At 66.1% G+C, this 16,124-nt stretch carries 16 protein-coding genes; 11 read left to right on the top strand and 5 right to left on the bottom strand.

Features of this window, described 5'->3' with window-relative positions:
* Nucleotides 1–272: 272 nt before the first annotated feature.
* Nucleotides 273–1,892, bottom strand: a complete 1,620-nt coding sequence (locus E1H16_RS05395; protein WP_134322665.1) for an LCP family protein — start codon at nt 1,890–1,892, stop codon at nt 273–275.
* Nucleotides 1,893–2,327: 435 nt separating this feature from the next.
* On the opposite strand from E1H16_RS05395, the gene rfbD reads away from it, so the two are divergent.
* The 6 genes from rfbD (at nt 2,328) to E1H16_RS05365 (ending at nt 9,182) form a co-directional block, all read left to right on the top strand.
* The gene (rfbD, locus tag E1H16_RS05390; RefSeq protein WP_134322664.1) at nt 2,328–3,272 is read left to right on the top strand and encodes a dTDP-4-dehydrorhamnose reductase; all 945 of its coding nucleotides are present in this window, start codon (nt 2,328–2,330) and stop codon (nt 3,270–3,272) included.
* A gap of 65 nt (nt 3,273–3,337) precedes the next feature.
* The gene (locus E1H16_RS05385; RefSeq protein ID WP_208378867.1) at nt 3,338–5,374 is read left to right on the top strand and encodes a glycosyltransferase; all 2,037 of its coding nucleotides are present in this window, start codon (nt 3,338–3,340) and stop codon (nt 5,372–5,374) included.
* Nucleotides 5,371–6,306, top strand: a complete 936-nt coding sequence (locus E1H16_RS05380; protein ID WP_134322662.1) for a glycosyltransferase family 2 protein — start codon at nt 5,371–5,373, stop codon at nt 6,304–6,306. The genes E1H16_RS05385 and E1H16_RS05380 overlap by 4 nt, the downstream gene beginning before the upstream one ends.
* Nucleotides 6,303–7,391, top strand: a complete 1,089-nt coding sequence (locus E1H16_RS05375; protein WP_166741633.1) for a mannose-1-phosphate guanylyltransferase — start codon at nt 6,303–6,305, stop codon at nt 7,389–7,391. The genes E1H16_RS05380 and E1H16_RS05375 overlap by 4 nt, the downstream gene beginning before the upstream one ends.
* Nucleotides 7,392–7,480: 89 nt before the next feature.
* Nucleotides 7,481–8,251 (top strand): SDR family NAD(P)-dependent oxidoreductase, encoded by a 771-nt coding sequence (locus E1H16_RS05370; protein WP_134322660.1) that lies wholly within the window; start codon nt 7,481–7,483, stop codon nt 8,249–8,251.
* Nucleotides 8,252–8,258: 7 nt separating this feature from the next.
* The gene (locus E1H16_RS05365) at nt 8,259–9,182 is read left to right on the top strand and encodes a DNA-3-methyladenine glycosylase family protein (RefSeq protein ID WP_134322659.1); all 924 of its coding nucleotides are present in this window, start codon (nt 8,259–8,261) and stop codon (nt 9,180–9,182) included.
* Between the two features lie 67 nt (nt 9,183–9,249).
* Here E1H16_RS05365 and E1H16_RS05360 read toward each other — a convergent pair whose 3' ends face one another.
* From E1H16_RS05360 to cofD, 3 genes are read right to left on the bottom strand one after another with little or no spacing between them, the layout of a single operon-like run.
* A complete protein-coding gene (locus E1H16_RS05360) occupies nt 9,250–9,795 on the bottom strand; it encodes an NUDIX hydrolase (RefSeq protein ID WP_134322658.1) in 546 nt (181 codons plus the stop codon).
* A 19-nt stretch (nt 9,796–9,814) separates the two neighbouring features.
* Complete coding sequence (gene cofE, locus E1H16_RS05355) at nt 9,815–10,903, bottom strand: coenzyme F420-0:L-glutamate ligase (protein WP_134322657.1); 1,089 nt, start codon at nt 10,901–10,903, stop codon at nt 9,815–9,817.
* Nucleotides 10,900–11,892 carry a 2-phospho-L-lactate transferase gene (gene cofD / locus E1H16_RS05350; RefSeq protein ID WP_243837682.1) on the bottom strand — a complete coding sequence of 331 codons (993 nt, stop codon included), beginning with the start codon at nt 11,890–11,892 and terminating at the stop codon, nt 10,900–10,902. Before cofD ends, cofE begins: the two co-directional genes overlap by 4 nt.
* Nucleotides 11,893–12,118: 226 nt before the next feature.
* Here cofD and E1H16_RS05345 point away from each other — a divergent pair, with 226 nt between their 5' ends.
* The gene (locus E1H16_RS05345; RefSeq protein ID WP_166741632.1) at nt 12,119–12,400 is read left to right on the top strand and encodes a WhiB family transcriptional regulator; all 282 of its coding nucleotides are present in this window, start codon (nt 12,119–12,121) and stop codon (nt 12,398–12,400) included.
* A gap of 69 nt (nt 12,401–12,469) precedes the next feature.
* Here E1H16_RS05345 and E1H16_RS05340 read toward each other — a convergent pair whose 3' ends face one another.
* A complete protein-coding gene (locus E1H16_RS05340; protein WP_134322655.1) occupies nt 12,470–12,931 on the bottom strand; it encodes a metallopeptidase family protein in 462 nt (153 codons plus the stop codon).
* A 100-nt stretch (nt 12,932–13,031) separates the two neighbouring features.
* Between E1H16_RS05340 and E1H16_RS05335 the strand changes: the two genes are divergently transcribed.
* From E1H16_RS05335 to E1H16_RS05320, 4 genes are all read left to right on the top strand, one after another.
* Nucleotides 13,032–13,406, top strand: coding sequence for a DUF3499 domain-containing protein (locus E1H16_RS05335; protein WP_134322654.1), 375 nt, complete (start codon nt 13,032–13,034; stop codon nt 13,404–13,406).
* A 63-nt stretch (nt 13,407–13,469) separates the two neighbouring features.
* On the top strand, nt 13,470–14,843 hold the full coding sequence (locus tag E1H16_RS05330) for a phosphomannomutase/phosphoglucomutase (RefSeq protein ID WP_134322653.1): 1,374 nt from the start codon (nt 13,470–13,472) through the stop codon (nt 14,841–14,843).
* Between the two features lie 43 nt (nt 14,844–14,886).
* Entirely contained in the window at nt 14,887–15,075 is a 189-nt protein-coding gene (locus E1H16_RS05325) for a Trm112 family protein (protein ID WP_134322652.1), read from the top strand.
* Between the two features lie 8 nt (nt 15,076–15,083).
* The gene (locus E1H16_RS05320; protein ID WP_134322651.1) at nt 15,084–16,103 is read left to right on the top strand and encodes a phosphoheptose isomerase family protein; all 1,020 of its coding nucleotides are present in this window, start codon (nt 15,084–15,086) and stop codon (nt 16,101–16,103) included.
* The last annotated feature ends 21 nt before the right edge of the window (nt 16,104–16,124 follow it).

Below are 16,124 nucleotides of genomic sequence, written 5' to 3'. Positions count from 1 at the left end.
TGGCGTCTCGTCGTTCACTCGGCCCCCGAGTCGATAGATGCGGTCGAGGGGTCAACTGGTCGGGCCCACTCCGCGTGTCGGCCCTCGACGCTACCGCAGCCAGCGACGGTGCTCACTGTGGTGTTGCCGACGCCGACGCGACCGAACCCGACCCGAGCTCGAACGGACGGCGACGCGGACCCGACCGCGAACGGACGCCGACCCGACCCCGACCCCAAGCCCGAACGGATGCCGCACGACGGGCGAGGCATGAAGCGCGAGCGGTGACTGGTCTAGTAGACGCAGGTTCCTTCGTCGGCCGTCATGACATCGTCGGCCGGCTGGCTCGGCTCCTCGTCGCCGCCCTGCGGCGCCTCCGTCTGTGAAGAACCGGAGTCGGTAGAACCGGAGTCGGTAGAACCGGAGCCGGTAGAGCCGGAGTCGGTAGAGCCGGAGTCGGTGGAACCGGACTGGGACGAGCCACCAGGCAGACCGGGATAGTCGGTGCCGACGATCAGCATCACGGAGCTGATATCGGCGGTCTCTTCGGTTTTCGTCCCGCCACCGACGGCCGCAGCCACGGTCGCGGCTTCGGCCTCCATACCCGCCGGGTACTGCACGACGCTTTCGGTCCAGTCGGCGGTCGCGGCAGGCAGGACGCCGGTCACGGTGAAGCCGTCCTCGGTCAGGGTGTCCGCAGCAGTTTGCCCGGCGCCCTCAGACGTGGTGCCGTTGTAGACCTCGACGCTGACCTCAGCAGGGTCGAGCGTTTCGGGGGCTTCAGTCGTCTCGGTGGCAGGCGCGTCGTCCTGCTGTGTGCCACCGCCGGACAGGTTCTCGAAGAACTCATCCAGCGAGTCCTGATCTTCCAGCAGTACGACGGAGGTCTCACCGATCTTGCCGTCCTGATTCGCGACCGGCACCGTCTGGAACGTGACATCACCCGCGGCCACCGCGCTCATCTGGTCGGCCAGTTTCAGCGGGTCCAAGCCCTTGCTGTAGTTGATGGTGCCGGTCAGGGCGTCGATGATGTCGGTGAGTTTGCCGATGTTTGCCAAGTCGAGCAGATCCTGATCAAGCACCTTGCGTAGTACGGCGCCGACGAAAAATTGCTGCCGCTTGATGCGATCGAGGTCGCCGTTGTTCAGGCCTTCGCGCTGCCGCACAAAGCTCAGCGCTTGCGAACCGTCGAGGGTCTGCTTACCGGCAGGAAAGTCTGCGCCCGAGTTCTGCGAAGGGTCGTACGCCGGTTCGCAGAGGTTGACCTCGATACCGCCGAGGGCTTCGGTGAGGTCGTAGAAGCCGAGCAGCGACACTTCGACGTAATGGTCAACCTTCATCCCGGACAGCTGGCTGACCGTCGCGATCAGCGTCTTCTGGCCCTCGGCGCGTCGGTCGGCCTCCGAGGCGCCATCGGGCAGCGAACTGTAACCGGAAACGAACGCCGAATTGATCTTGCTCTCGCCGAACCCGGGGATATCGACCCAGGAATCGCGAGGGAACGACACGACGCTGGCGCTTTCACCGTTGGCAGGAACGTGGATCAGCATGATGGAGTCCGTGGCCATCGACCCTTCGTCGCTGGCGCCGATCTTTTCGAGATCTTCCTGGCTGTAGCCGTCACGAGAATCATTGCCGACCACCAGGATGTTCTCGTCGTCGAAGTTGCCGACGCGGTCGACGTTATGTTCGCCATCCGTCGAGTCCAGGGTTCCCGCACTGGTTTGGATTCGGTTCAGCAGCGCGGTGCCGTACGCCGCTCCGCCCAGTAGCACCACCGACAGCACACCGCACAACACGCGTACGGCCAGGACCCAGGACGTCGTACGCTGCGTGCGCGAGCGCACGGGCTTGGTGAGTCTGGGGTCCAGCGAGTCCGGCAGTGACTGTTCGTCGCGGCGGTCGTCGTTCACTCAAGCCCTCCGGCAGATCTGGATAGGTTCGTTTGGCGCGCGATCATTCGGCGGTCCCAGCGGTACCGTCGTTCCACAGTAAGTGCCCGCGGCGCGTGCCAGGGGACTTCCGTAGCGGGTGTCGTGGATACTTCGGTCCGCATGCGAGCCGGCTGATCAGCGAACGCCAGACCATCCACGATGACACGAACGCGCCGGCGATGTCGGCGTCATCGGTGTGCGTGCTCAGCGTCACGCCACCGAACGGACCCGTGCACCGAGGTCGCGAGCGCCGTGAATGACCGCACAGCCAGGTCGCGACCGCGTTCACCGGCTCGCGCGTCGTGGTCAATATCGCGCCGATGGGCGCACTGTGAGGCGGTCGCCATCGAACTGCCGCCGGACACGGCGCTGATCACGTCCAAGCGCTGCCTGCTCGCGCTACATTCGAGGGCGATGAGTAACTCACATGATCTCTCGGCCCGCGCGGTGACGGCACTGACCGGACACCGCTTCCTCGTCGTCGGCGCCCGCGGGCAGCTGGGCACTGAACTCATGCTGCTGCTCGCCGCGCACGGTGTGACCCAGCCGCAGGTCACCGGCGTGGACGTCGGCGATATCGATATCACCGATGCCGCGTCCACCACCACGGTGATCGACGCGTTCCTGAACTCGACTGAGCCAGGAATCCCTGTGGTGATCAACGCGGCGGCGTACACCGCGGTGGACAACGCCGAATCCGACGAGGAGGTCGCCTACAAGGTCAACGCCGACGGCCCACGCAACCTCGCTGTCGCGATCGGCAACCGCTGCCGACTGATCCACGTCTCCACCGACTACACCTTCGCCGGTGATGCGGCAGAGCCGTACAAGCCCACCGACGTTACGGTCCCCAAGACCGCGTACGGACGCACGAAGGATGCCGGCGACAAGGCGATCCGCGAGATCGCTCCCGACACGGCGTACGTCGTCCGCACCGCCTGGGTGTACGGCGCGTACGGACCGAACTTCGTCAAAACCATGCTCAAACTTTCGACGACCAATGACACCCTCTCCGTGGTCGATGACCAGGTCGGTTCGCCCACCTGGACCCGTCACCTGGCGATCAACCTGCTGGAGCTCGCGACCTCCGATGCACCCGCCGGTTACTACCACTGCACCGGCGGCGGTCAGTGCTCCTGGTTCGACTTCACCCGCGCGATCTTCGAATTGAACGGCCTGGACCCCCAGCGGGTCGAACCGACCACCTCGGACGCGTTCGTGCGGCCGGCCCCGCGCCCGCCGTACTCGGTGCTCTCGTGGAGTGAATGGGCCGATGCCGGTCTGCCGCCGATGCCCGAATGGCGCGCCGCGCTGGCTGAGGCCATCGAGCGTGACGGGCAGGCACTGAAGAACGCGTAGCCGACGAAATGCGCACTCATCTGCGATACCTCCTTGATCGCGCGGCAGGTATTAAGCGACTTGCCGTGAACAGTTTGCGAACCCGCGGCGTGCGCGGCACGCTGCGGCGCGTAGCGGTCCGGCTCAAACGGGTTCCCGCGCCGCGCCGCCTTGAGTTGTACCGGCCGTCCGAGGGATCAAACCGCCCGGCCGTCGCGAGCAGCCAGAGCCCCGAAGTCACCATCGTGATACCGGTCTACAACCAGTTCGCGCACACCCGCGCCTGCCTGGTAGCGCTCGCCGAACATCCGCCGCAGACCTCTTTCGAGGTCGTCGTGGTCGATGACGGTTCGAGCGACGCCACGCAGGTAGAACTCGAACAATGGACCGGTGTGCGCTATCACCGCCGCGCCAGCAACGGCGGCTTCATCGCAGCCTGTAATGATGGCGCTGCGCAGGCCCGCGGTCGGCGGGTGCTGTTTCTGAACAACGACACCGTCCCGCAACCGGGCTGGCTGGACGAACTGGTCGCGACCGCCGAGCGAGACCAGAAGATCGGCATCGTTGGCTCGCAACTGATCTTCGCGGACGGCGTCCTGCAGGAGGCCGGGGGCGTGGTGTTCGCCGACGGGTCGGGCTGGAACTACGGGCGCGGCGAGTCGCCGAATGACCCGCGGTTTTCCTATCTGCGCGAGTGCGATTACGTCAGTGGCGCTGTCCTGATGATCGACAAGGCGCTCTTCGATGAGGTGGGCGGCTTCGATCCGCGGTACGCACCGGCGTACTACGAAGACACCGATCTGGCATTCGCGGTGCGTGAGGCAGGTAAGACGGTTGTCGTCGCACCTCAGGCGCAGGTATTGCACGATGAAGGCGTCTCGAATGGCACGAGCACCGGCAGCGGTGTGAAGGCCTATCAACTGCGCAACAAAGAGCGGTTTGCCGAGCATCGGGTCGCCGCGCTTGCCGGACACCTCGCCGCGGGCACGATTCCCGAGCCTGCCCTGCTGCACCGTGATCAGAAGCAAGTGCTGATCATGGACGCCCTGACCCCGTTCCCGGACAAAGACTCCGGGTCGGTCCGGCTGATGAACATCATGCGGCTACTGGTCGAGGAAGGCGTGCACGTCGTCTACTTCCCGGCCGACGGTCTGTACCAAGGCGAGTACACCAAGGCGATGCAGCGATTGGGCATCGAAGTCTGGTACGCGCCGTACGCCGGAGCCCGCCCCACCTGGTTCCGCAATCATGGCGCGCGCTTCGATGCGGTGTGGGTGAGTCGGCACTACGTGCTCTCGGAAATGGTTCAATTGATCCGTCGTTACGCGCCGCAGGCGAAGCTGATTTTCGACACCGTCGACCTGCACTATCTGCGTGAACGCCGAACCGCAGAGGTCTCGCGCAGCGCTGCTGTCGCGCGCACGGCGTTGAAGACCCGCCAGATCGAACTCGGGCTCGTCGCCGCGGCCGACACGACGGTCGTCGTCTCCGGAACCGAGGTTGATGTCCTCGCCGCGGACGCCCCCGGTGAACACGTCACGTTGCTGAGCAATGTGCATGAGGTCGCCGGGGCAGGGTCCTCGTTCGAAGATCGCAAGGACATCGTGTTCGTCGGTGGATTCACCCACACCCCGAATATCGATGCTGTCCAATGGCTGGTTACCGAGATCTTCCCGCTGGTGCACGCGGAACTTCCCGACGTGCACCTACACGTCGTCGGCGCCGACCCCACTGAGGAGATCAAGTCGCTGGAGGGTCACCCGGGCGTGACAATCCACGGGTTTGTCGAGGACATCGACCCGATGATGGATGACGTCAAACTCACCGTCGCACCGCTGCGGTTCGGCGCCGGGGTCAAGGGAAAAATCAACCTCGCGATGGCGCACGGGCAACCGGTGATTGGGACCACCATCGCTGTCGAGGGCATGCACCTGACGCCGGGCGAGGACGTGCTCGTCGCGGACGACGCCGAGGGATTCGCGCAGCAGATCATCCGCGCCTACACCGACCGCGAGTTGTGGGAACGGCTAGCGAGAGGGGGGCTGCGCAATATCGAAGAGCACTTCTCGATGGACGTAGCTCGCCGCGTCGTACGCGAGTTGTTCGAACTGGATTCTGAATGAACACGCCGCCGCCGGTGAGGGCGGTCGATGAGGTCACCGTGGTGGTCGTGACGTTCTCACCCGGCGAGCACCTGGCCGCGTTCCTGGACTCCCTGCAGGATGCAGCGCAGTGCCCGCCGCGCGTCATCATGGTCGACAACGGGTCGGTAGACGGGTCGGTCGAAGCCGCGGAAGGACGCGACGGGGTCGAGCTGATCCGAACCGGCAGCAACCTCGGGTTCGGCTCTGCTGCGAATATCGGTGCCGCCGAGGTAGTCACGGACTGGATCCTCGTGGCCAACCCGGATCTGGTGTGGGGCCCCGGAAGCATCGATGCGCTGCTGGATGCGGCGCGCCGCTGGCCGAACGCGGCGGCGATCGGCCCGGCCATCACCACTGCGGACGATGAGCTGTACCCCTCGGCGCGGCTGCTGCCGAGCATCGGCATCGGTGCCGGGCACGCCATTTTCGGCGCGATCTGGCCGACGAACCCATGGACCCGCACCTACCGCGCCGAAGCCGAAGCGATCGGTGAGCGCACCACGGGATGGATCTCCGGCTCCTGCATGCTGATGCGTAAGGACGCGTTCGACTCGCTCGGCGGATTCGACGCCGGATACTTCATGTACTTCGAGGACGTCGATCTGTGCGCGCGACTGCACGATGAGGGACACGAGGTGGTCTACGCGCCAGGCACCGTCGTACTACACAATCAAGGCCACGCCGCTAACCGGGAGCCTTCCCGGATGGTCGCCGAACACCACCGCAGCGCGTACCGCTACCTCTCCAGGCGTTACTCCGGTCTGCGGTGGGCGCCATTGCGGTTGGTACTGCGATGCGGGTTGGCCGCGCGTCAGGCGATCGCGCAGCGCTCGGCCACCGTCCGCGGCGGGGCGCCGCCACGACGCGGCGCCGACGAACTACCGAGCAACGAGACGAGCAGGGATACATGAGCCGCTTCTACCCCGTCATCCCTGCCGGTGGCAGTGGAACGCGACTGTGGCCACTGAGCCGACAGAGTTCGCCGAAGTTCCTACACCGTCTCGGCGCGGACGAGCGGTCACTCATGCAGCTCACTCTCGCGCGACTCGGCCCGCTGTCGCCGCCCGAACAGACTTACGTCGTCTGCGGGCCCGCGCACAAGATGGCGATCGCCGAGCAAATACCGTCGGTGCCACCGCGGAACCTGGTCGTCGAGCCGGCCGGACGTAACAGCGGACCGGCGATCGCGCTCGCTGCCGCAATCATTCACGCCCGTGACCCCGAGGCCGTGATGGGCAGTTTCGCCGCCGATCACCTCATTTCCGTCGGCGACGCCTTCCGGGCCGCCGTCCGCACAGGAATCGAGGTGGCGGCGACCGGCCGCCTAGTGACCATCGGAGTTCCGCCGCGCTACGCCGAAACCGGGTACGGCTACATCGAAATCGGTGACGAGCTTGGCATCGGCGCGGCGCTCGCGGTGCGCTCGTTCAAAGAAAAGCCCGATTTGGTGACCGCGCAGGAGTACGTCGAGGATGGGCGACACCTGTGGAACGCCGGCATGTTCGTCGGTCGTACCGCCGACCTGCTAGAGGACGTGCGTCACCACGCCCCGCAGATATACGAACGAGTGCAGCGTGTCGCCGAAAGTTGGCACACCGATAACGCGGCGGCTCGGGAGATCCTCACCGAAGTGTGGCAGGACATGCCGTCGATCAGCATCGACCACGCCATCGTCGAGCAGGTCGCCGCGCAGGGTCGCGTCGCGACCGTGCCCGCGCGGATGGGATGGAGCGATATGGGGGACTGGGACACGGTCGCCGAGCTCGGCCTGGCCGAAGGTAGCCGCCTCGCGCAGCCGCGCGACACCCTTCTTTTAGACTCACCGGGGAGTTTCGCCACTTCGGGTACCGGCAGAGCCGTGACCGTGGTCGGCGTCCCGGACGTCGTCGTCGTCGAGACCGACACCTGCATCCTCGTCGTCAAACGATCCGAGGCCCAACGGGTCAAGGATGCGGTCGAGGCCTGGAAGGAACGCGGCCGCGACGACCTGCTCTAAGCACCATCGGCTGCTCTAAGCACCCATCGGTGCGCGGAGCACACAATCCCCGACCCGAACGGGTGGGGATCGGACTAGAAAGGCAATTCATGGATCTCTCAGGCGTTTCCGCCATCGTCACCGGCGGCGCATCGGGACTCGGTGCGGCAACCACTCGCGCGCTGGCCGAGAAGGGCGCGCTCATCACGATCGTCGACCTGAACGAAGACAAGGGCAACGCTCTGGTCGCCGAACTCGGCGGCTCGGCAACCTTCGTCAAGACCGACATCACCAACTCCGATCAGGTTGCTGCGGCGATCGAAGATGCGACCAGCAAGGATCGTCCGCTGCGCGTATTGATCAACTGTGCGGGTATCGGCGCCGCGGGCCGCGTGCTCAGCAAGAAGGGCACCCACTCGCTGGAGATGTTCCAGAAAATCATCGACGTCAACCTCGTCGGTACCTTCAACATGCTCCGCTTGGGCGCTGAGGCGATGGCCGCGACCGAGGCCTACAACGAGGACGGCGCCCGTGGCGTCATCATCAGCACCGCTTCGGTCGCCGGGTTCGAGGGCCAGATCGGCCAGATTGCGTACGCCACCTCGAAGGCCGGTGTGCACGGTATGACCATCTGTGCCGCGCGCGACCTGTCGACCTCCGGCATCCGCGTGAACTGCATCGCTCCGGGCATCATCGACACCGAAATGCTCGCCGGCGTTGACGAGGCGTTCCGCAAGACCCTCGGCGAGGGCGTACCGTTCCCGTCGCGGATCGGTAAGCCGCAGGAGTACGCCGACGTCGCGCTGTTCCTCGCGCAGAACGACTACATGAACGGCGAGACCGTTCGGTTCGACGCCGCGCTGCGTATGGCGCCGCGCTAATCATCGCGTGTCGATCGACGACGAAATGTGGGACTCGGGCCGCAGCGCCCGAGTCCCACTGTCGTTTCGGCTCGATCTGCCGCGAACCCTCGGCAACTTTCGGTACGGCGCATACGATCCGGCGTACGCCGTCGACGAGCAGGGAATCTGGCGCGCGATGGGTACGCCGTCCGGCGATGTGACACTGTGCAGCGCCGTCGCCGGTAGCGAGTTGGTGGTTCGGGTGTGGGGGCCGGGTGCGTCCTGGGCGCTGGAGCGAGTCGAGGCGCTGCATGGATTGCGCGACGATCCGACTGAATTCCAGCCACGCGATCAGATCATCGTCGAGTTGCACCGGCGTTTCGCCGGGGTGCGGTTCGCGCGCACCGATGCGGTACTCGAGTCGCTGGTGCCTGCGATCCTCAGCCAGAAAATCACCGGCCAGGAGGCGCTGGCGTCCTGGCGGCAACTCCTGCTGCGTTTCGGATCTCCCGCGCCCGGACCGCGGCGGATGCGCGTTCCGCCGTCGGCGGCCGTGCTGCGCTCACTGTCCGACGCCGACTGGCACCGTATCGGCGTCGATCGCGCACACCGCGCGACCGTGCGGTTGGCTGCGGCCCGCGCGCAGTCGCTGGAGGCGCTCAGTGCCCGCGACGCGTGCGATGCCGCCGCGGCAATGCAGTCGATCCGCGGTATCGGCGTGTGGACGGCCGCGGAGGTCGCCGAGCGCGCGTGGGGCTCGGCGGATCACCCTTCGTTCGGCGACTACCACATCGCGTCCTCTGTCGGGGTAGCGCTGACGGGTGCACCGGTTGACGATGCGCGGATGGCCGAGTTACTGGAGCCGTACCGCCCGCACCGCGGCCGAGTCGTGCGGCTCATCGAGCTCGCCGGTATTGCGGCGGCACGCCGTGGCCCTCGTCGTACGATCCCGAATTTCCGCGATATATAACGATTCTGCGGAAAGTCTTGCCCGCGCTCCGTCACGATTACCGTAGGTGGAGCCAACCGCAGAATCGTTAAACGAGCGCCGCGCGCGCGGCGGCGATCAACGCCAACGTCGACTCGTCCAACCCCTCGGGCAACTCCTCGAAGGAGAACCAGCGCAAGTCATCCGACTCGTCACTGATCACCGCCTCGGCGTACGGCGGAGCCTGCACCAAGTAGCGCACATCCAAGTGCCGGGTCGGCACGCCGCCGGAGCAGGTCAGCGGGTGTACGTCGAGTTGCACCGGGAGTGGGTCGATCCGTAGGCCGTCGATGCCGCTTTCCTCGCTGGCCTCGCGTAGCGCGGCGTCACGCAGCGTCGCGTCCTCCGGCTCGCAATGCCCACCCAGCTGCACCCAGCGACCGAGCCGCGGATGCAACGTCAGCAGAGTCGCGCCTCGCGCCACGTCCACGACGACCGCGCTCGCGGTCAGGTGCCCGGGCGCACAGGAACGTTGCATCGCCTCCGGCATCGCCGACAGGTAGGCGATGTAGGCCTGTCGCAGGGCCTCCTGGCCGGCGTCCGTCGGCTGCCATGCCTCGAGTGTGCTGAGCGCGTCGGCGTGCAGTGTGGTCATTGAACCTCCTCGGCGGCTGTCATTCGATGCCTTCGTACGGCGCAGCCTGGGCAAGCCGAAGGTCGGCGCCTTCGGCGACCCGGGTGAGTTCGGCGGCCAAGCCTTCGGCGCGCAGCGCGACCACGAGTTGACCGACGTAGATACCGAGGGCGAACTCGTCATCGCCGCGCACCGACACCGCGCTGCCGGCCACCGCCGCGCGTATCCCCGCGGGCGCGCGAACGCGGGCGATCGCGTCGGTGATCTGTTCTTCGCGGGCACACCCATCGGTGAATGACGCGTGCTGAGCTGCGGGGACGACGTCGCGCGCGCCGAAGCAGAACATGTCCTCTTCGATCGGGCGGATCAGCGCGACGCCGGCGCCGGGAGTCTCCTGAGCTCGCCATGGGATTCCCCGAATGACTGCGGCGGCGACGCGGCCGAGTTTGCCGCGCACCAACTCGCTGGCCGACGCGATCTCATCGACTTGCGCCAGCGCCGTCACCGCGAGCGGGTGACCGTGCGTGTCGATCCCACCGCGCAGATCGCGAAGTGGCGCGATCCCCGCCGAGCCGATGGCGATATCGACGAGTCCGCTGCGCCACGTGCGACCGGTGGTGTCGGTGATGACTACGGCGACGTCTCGACCGAGTTGTGCCCTGATGCCGTCCCGAATCCGGCGCGCCGAAGCGTCCGGATCCAGCGGCAGCGTGGCGATCTCGTCAGCGTTCACGTTGGAAGCGTCGACGCCGGCCGCGGCCATCGTCAGGCCGAGTGCGTTGCGCACGATGCGTACGCCGCGCCGCTCGGCCACGACGTTGGTGGTCTCCGCATCGATGACCTCACGCCGTCGTGCGGCCCGCTCGACCTCATCGGTGCCGGTCGAGGTCAACCGCCCTTCGGCCTTCGATACCGCCTTCGAGGTGATCGCGAGTACGTCGCCGTCGGCGATCCATGGCGCGGCCGAGCAGATCGCAGCGATGAGATCGTCGCCCGGCCGAAAGTCCGGTAGCCCGCGGATCGCGCGAACCGTGTATTGCTCAGCTAGCGGCTCGTCCACTGCGTCCTCGGTCGCGGGGCGGGCATTCGCCGCGATGTGTTCGGCGCCGAGTCCTGCGCCCTGATTCATCGGACCTGCCCGGCGAGTTCGACTGCTGCGGTGACCATCTGCGCGGTCGCGCCGGCGTCGCTCATCAACAGCGGTGCTTCGGCCACGCTGATCGCGTCGAGAGTGCCGCCGTCGCCGGGGGCGACCAGCCAGCCGTCGAGTACGCCGTCCGCCGATCGAGCGCCCAGGTAGTCGGCGACCGCGAGTGCGGTCTGCTCGACGCCGATTACCTGCAGGCATACGTCGGCCATCCCGCGTAGCGGCGCGCCGTTGATCAGTCCAGCGGTACCGATCACGGGGGCCGCCGCATCGCGCAGCGCCTCTCGCATACCGGGCACACCGAGGATCGGGCCGATGCTGACCACCGGGTTGGACGGCGCCAGCAGGATCAGGTCGGCCTCCTTCAGTGCCGCCAGCACTTCGGCGCTGGGTGCGGCCTGCTCGGCGCCGACCTGTACGAACCCGGTCGTCGGCACCTTGGTGCGATACCGCACCCACCATTCCTGGAAGTGGATCGCGCTAGGTTGCTCGGCGTCGGGGAGCGTGCATACGACGTGGGTCTCGACGCGGTCATCGCTCATCGGTAATAAGCGGACGTTCGGCTGCCAGCGCGCGCACAACGCCTCGGTGACCTCGGTCAGTCGATATCCCGCGTCGAGCATCTGAGTGCGCACCAGGTGGGTGGCGATGTCTTTGTCGCCGAGGGAGAACCAGGTCGGACCCGCGCCGTACTCCTTGAGTTCCTCGCCCACCGTCCACGTTTCGCCGACCTGCCCCCAGCCCCGCTCTTGATCGTGGCCGCCGCCGAGCGTGTACATGATGGAGTCGAGGTCGGGACAGATCCGCAGTCCGTGCATGGTCGCGTCGTCGCCGGTGTTCACGATGGCCGTGACCTCGGCGCCGTGCTCGCGGGCGTACTCTCTGACGCCCAGCAGGTATTTCGCGCCGCCGACTCCGCCGGCGAGTACGACGATGTTGCGGGGTGGGGTATTGGCTGAGAGTGCGTTCACGCGGTCCATGCTGCCAGGGTGCCCATAGCCGCTCTGCGGCCGGGAGGGAATGGAAAATCGGCGTGAATATCACCATTCCCCTTGACTCGGCCATAGCGACACACATGTAATTACACTGATGTTCTTAGCGGCGACCGACAGGCAGGGTCGTCAGCCAGTGCTAAGGGGTAGCTCCGCGCTACCAACAAAGTTCGCGGAATTGGTCAACATGGAAGGGGCCGTCGCTGTGACCGAACCGCAGGCATTTACCCACGATCTCTGGGCCGCCAGTGCCGAGGAGGAGCAGGAGTGGCAGGAGCGTGCCTTGTGTGCGCAGACTGACCCCGAAGCATTCTTCCCCGAGAAGGGCGGCTCGACGCGCGAGGCAAAGAAGATTTGCGTCGGCTGCGAAGTGAAGGACGAGTGTCTCGAGTATGCCCTCGCTAATGACGAGCGATTCGGCATCTGGGGTGGCATGTCCGAACGCGAGCGCCGCCGGCTGAAGTCTTTGCGGCGTAACGCCTCCTAGACGTCCGCAATCCGTGACGCCGACTCCGTCGGTCGGCGTCTATACAGACCTCTGCTGAAACTGGCTGGATCAGAGGTCTGGATCGATATCGCTCGGGCTCACCCCGAGCAGGTTTGAGAGTTGTTCTACGACGATCTCGTGTACGAGGTCGCGTAGATCGGCGACGCTGCGGCCGCGGACCTCCAACGGTCGGCGGTAGATCACGATGCGCGGCGCATGCTCGCGGCCCAATCCGTCGACGTGTCCCGGTGCGAGTTTGGACAACGGGACCGACGCATCCTCGATCACATTCGGCTGATGGATGACGTCCTCGGGGTGCTGGTGGGTGACTCGAGGCACGTCCTCCACGGCAAATTCCACCGCCTCGATCACATCGCGCCACTTCGGGTCGATCTGCTCGACGATGTCGAGCACCAGATCATCGAACAGTTCCGCGCGCGAGCGATACACCGGAACGGTCTGCGGAAACAACGGCCCTCGGATGCCGCGCCCGCGTCGATCGCGGGTACGCGGAAACGATGGTGTGGGCATGAAGTGAGCCTAGCCGTCACCGCCCGCATCGTCCGACACGCCAGCGCCCCCGCGCGCGAGATGCGCGTGAACTGACTGAGGCGCGGGTAGCCTCGGGCTCGTGAGAAGTGTCCGTAGCTGCAGTAAGCCCGAGTGCTTCCAGCCCGCCGTCGCTACGTTGACGTATATCTACGCCGAGTCGACCGCGGTCGTGGGTCCGCTCGCTGCTTACTCCGAACCGCACAGTTACGACCTGTGCGAGGCGCACGCGTCGAGGCTGACCGTGCCGCGCGGATGGGAAGTTCTGCGTCACGAGGTTGACCCCAACGAGGTGGGACCGAGCACCGATGACCTGCTCGCGCTGGCGGATGCGGTGCGTGAGGCGGCTCGGCCCAGGCCACAGCAGCCCGATGCCGCCGCAGAGTCGGCTGAGGCCCCAATCGCTGCGGGCAAGGGACGTCGCGGACACCTGCGGGTCGTACCGCCCACCGCCTAAGGTTAGGCAAACCACGGTGATCTACGCCGTCGTTTCCGCTGGTTGGCGCCGCGGTGGTGAACAATGAGCGACGTGCAGATTCACCACATACTTCAGTCGATCGTTAAGGCGTACGACGTTCGCGGTCTGTATCCGCAAGAACTGTCGCTCGAGGTCGCCGAACGGATCGGTGCCGCGTTCGCGCGCTGGCTGATCGAGAACGATCTCGGCTCGGACGTGGTACTCGCCGGCGACATGCGCCCCAGCACCCCGATGATCATCGATGCCCTCGCCGAGGGCATCATCGGCCAGGGACTGGATGTCGTCGACGCTGGGTTGAGCTCCACCGACCAGCTGTATTTCGCCTCCGGGCACTTGAATCTGCCCGGCATCCAGGTCACCGCAAGCCACAACCCGGCCACGTACAACGGGATGAAACTGTGCCGGGCATCGGCTGCGCCGATCGGTGCAGATACCGGCCTGAGGCGAATCGCTGAACTGGCCACCGAGGACTTACCTGTCGTCGCTACCCGGGGAACCCGCAGCCGCACCGACACGCTTCAGGCATACGCCGACAAACTGCATGAACTCGTACCGCTGCGCGGTATGCGACCGGTAAAAGTTGTCGTGGACGCCGCCAATGGGATGGGCGGGCACACGGTGCCGGCCGTGTTGGGGCGGACCACCGCGGAGATCATTGAGTTGTACTTCGAGCTCGACGGCACCTTCCCGAATCATCCGGCCGACCCGCTGAACCCGGACAACCTCGTCGACCTGCAGCGAGCGGTGCGCCAGCACGGCGCCGATCTCGGATTGGCCTTCGACGGCGATGCCGACCGATGCTTCGTCATCGACGAGCGGGGCGAGCCGGTCTCGCCTTCGGTCATCACCGCGCTGATCGCCGAACGCGAGCTGGCCAAGCACCCCGGATCGACCGTCGTACACAATGCGATCACATCGGCGCTGGTGCCTGAGGTGGTCGCTGCCGCCGGAGGTAGCGCGAGCCGCACCCGCGTCGGGCATTCCAACATGAAGGCGCGGATGGCTGAACGCAACGCCATTTTCGGTGGCGAGCACTCCGCGCACTATTACTTCCGCGACTTCTACTTCGCCGACACCGGGATGCTCGCGGCGATGCACGTGCTGGCCGCGCTCACCGAACAGCACGAACCGCTCTCGGTGCTGCTGGCAAAGTATGAGAAGTACGTCGCCAGCGGCGAGATCAACTCGACAGTCGTCGATATTCCCGCTGCGCTCGACGAGGTCCGTGAACGCGCCCGGGCGCTCGGCGCCGAGCTCGACGAACTTGACGGGATCACGGCTACCTTCGCCGACGGTGCCTGGTTCAATGTCCGCGGATCGAACACCGAACCGCTGTTACGGCTGAACGTCGAGGCGCGCAGCACCGAACGGATGAGTTCGCTGCGCGAGGACATCCTCGCGGTCATCCGCGGCTAACCTGAATCGAAAGCTTTCTAGCGTGACATCATCTGGAGAACACATGGCCCTGATCGATCCACAACTGCTGGCGTTGCTCGCCTGTCCCAGCGAGGATCACGCGCCGCTGGTAGAAGTCGCGCCCGGCACCGCGGACGGCGGCGAAGAAGGGTCGTTGCGGTGCAGTGCGTGTTCGAGAATCTTCCCGATTCGAGAAGGTATTCCGGTTCTCCTGCTCGACGACGCCCGCTGACCCATCCGATGGCTGACCTTGACGATCCCGCCGAACTGACCGCCCGCGACGGTGGTCGGTTACTGGCGATCGCGCGCGCCGGGGCGAATGTGCGCCACATCGCCGCACAGCGGATCGACGCGCTCCGCGGCGCGGATATAGGCGCATTCGGCGTCCTCTGTTCCGAACTCCTCTCGCCGGCAGCAGGTGCCGGGCTCGCGCAACTGTGCACCCGCCTCGGGGCGCCGATCGGCACCCCATTACCGGCCCTCGACGCACGCGCTGAGTTCCCGCGCGCCGCCGATCTCGTGGTCATCGTCAGCGTGAACGGACTGGAACGGCGGCTACTGGATGCCGTGCACCTGGCCGCCGCGCGCGGCGCCGAGGTCATCGTCGTGGCGCCCGAATCCAGCCCGATCGTCATCGCTGCCGCCGAACGTCACCTGACGTGTGTGACGTTCGGGGAGACCGACGACATTACGGCGTGGTGGTCAGCGGTCGCGGCGATCGCCGCCTCGTTCGCCACCGCAGAACTCGCGGCGTTGGCCGACGTGCTCGACGATGCCGCCGCAGCATTGGGCCCCGTCGTGCAGACCTACCGAAACCCCGCCAAACAGATCGCACTGCTGGATTCACCGCTGCTGGTCGTGGCTACCGATACGCCGGCGGCGCTCGCCGGAGGGTTGCTGGTCGACGAGCTCGGCGCGCGAAGTACCTGGTCGGTGCGCGGGCTCGACGTACGGTTCAGCTTCACTGAACTGCTTGGTTATGCCGACGAGCGATCCGCCGGTGGCGTCGATGACCTGTTCTATGATCCGCAGATTGACGGCCCGCAGACCCTCGCTCCGGCTCGCGGGCTAGTCTTGTTGTCCGGCGCGAGACCCACCGATCCGAGCGCACCCGATGTGGCTGACGAGGCACTGCGGGTTGCCGAGCGGATCGGCGCGGTTCGCGCCGTGGCGTTCGGGCATGATGAGCATTGGAGCGATATGGCTTTGGTGCTGCTCGCCCAACTCAGCGGCACGTACTACACGCTCGCCAACGACTGACAGGAGACGACAGCCCATCCA

It is taken from the genome of Cumulibacter soli (assembly GCF_004382795.1).
Taxonomy (GTDB): domain Bacteria; phylum Actinomycetota; class Actinomycetes; order Mycobacteriales; family Antricoccaceae; genus Cumulibacter; species Cumulibacter soli.
Note: the sequence above shows the minus strand (reverse complement) of the source record. Positions and strands in the feature narration are given on the sequence as shown.

Bases quoted from the DNA above. Each gene is read 5' to 3' on its own strand.
- rfbD (WP_134322664.1), top strand. From the start codon at position 2,328: ATGAGTAACTCACATGATCTCTCGGCCCGCGCGGTGACGGCACTGACC.
- E1H16_RS05380 (WP_134322662.1), top strand. From the start codon at position 5,371: ATGAACACGCCGCCGCCGGTGAGGGCGGTCGATGAGGTCACCGTGGTG.
- E1H16_RS05375 (WP_166741633.1), top strand. From the start codon at position 6,303: ATGAGCCGCTTCTACCCCGTCATCCCTGCCGGTGGCAGTGGAACGCGA.
- E1H16_RS05370 (WP_134322660.1), top strand. From the start codon at position 7,481: ATGGATCTCTCAGGCGTTTCCGCCATCGTCACCGGCGGCGCATCGGGA.
- E1H16_RS05360 (WP_134322658.1), bottom strand. From the start codon at position 9,795: ATGACCACACTGCACGCCGACGCGCTCAGCACACTCGAGGCATGGCAG.
- cofE (WP_134322657.1), bottom strand. From the start codon at position 10,903: ATGAATCAGGGCGCAGGACTCGGCGCCGAACACATCGCGGCGAATGCC.
- E1H16_RS05340 (WP_134322655.1), bottom strand. From the start codon at position 12,931: ATGCCCACACCATCGTTTCCGCGTACCCGCGATCGACGCGGGCGCGGC.
- E1H16_RS05330 (WP_134322653.1), top strand. From the start codon at position 13,470: ATGAGCGACGTGCAGATTCACCACATACTTCAGTCGATCGTTAAGGCG.
- E1H16_RS05325 (WP_134322652.1), top strand. From the start codon at position 14,887: ATGGCCCTGATCGATCCACAACTGCTGGCGTTGCTCGCCTGTCCCAGC.
- E1H16_RS05320 (WP_134322651.1), top strand. From the start codon at position 15,084: ATGGCTGACCTTGACGATCCCGCCGAACTGACCGCCCGCGACGGTGGT.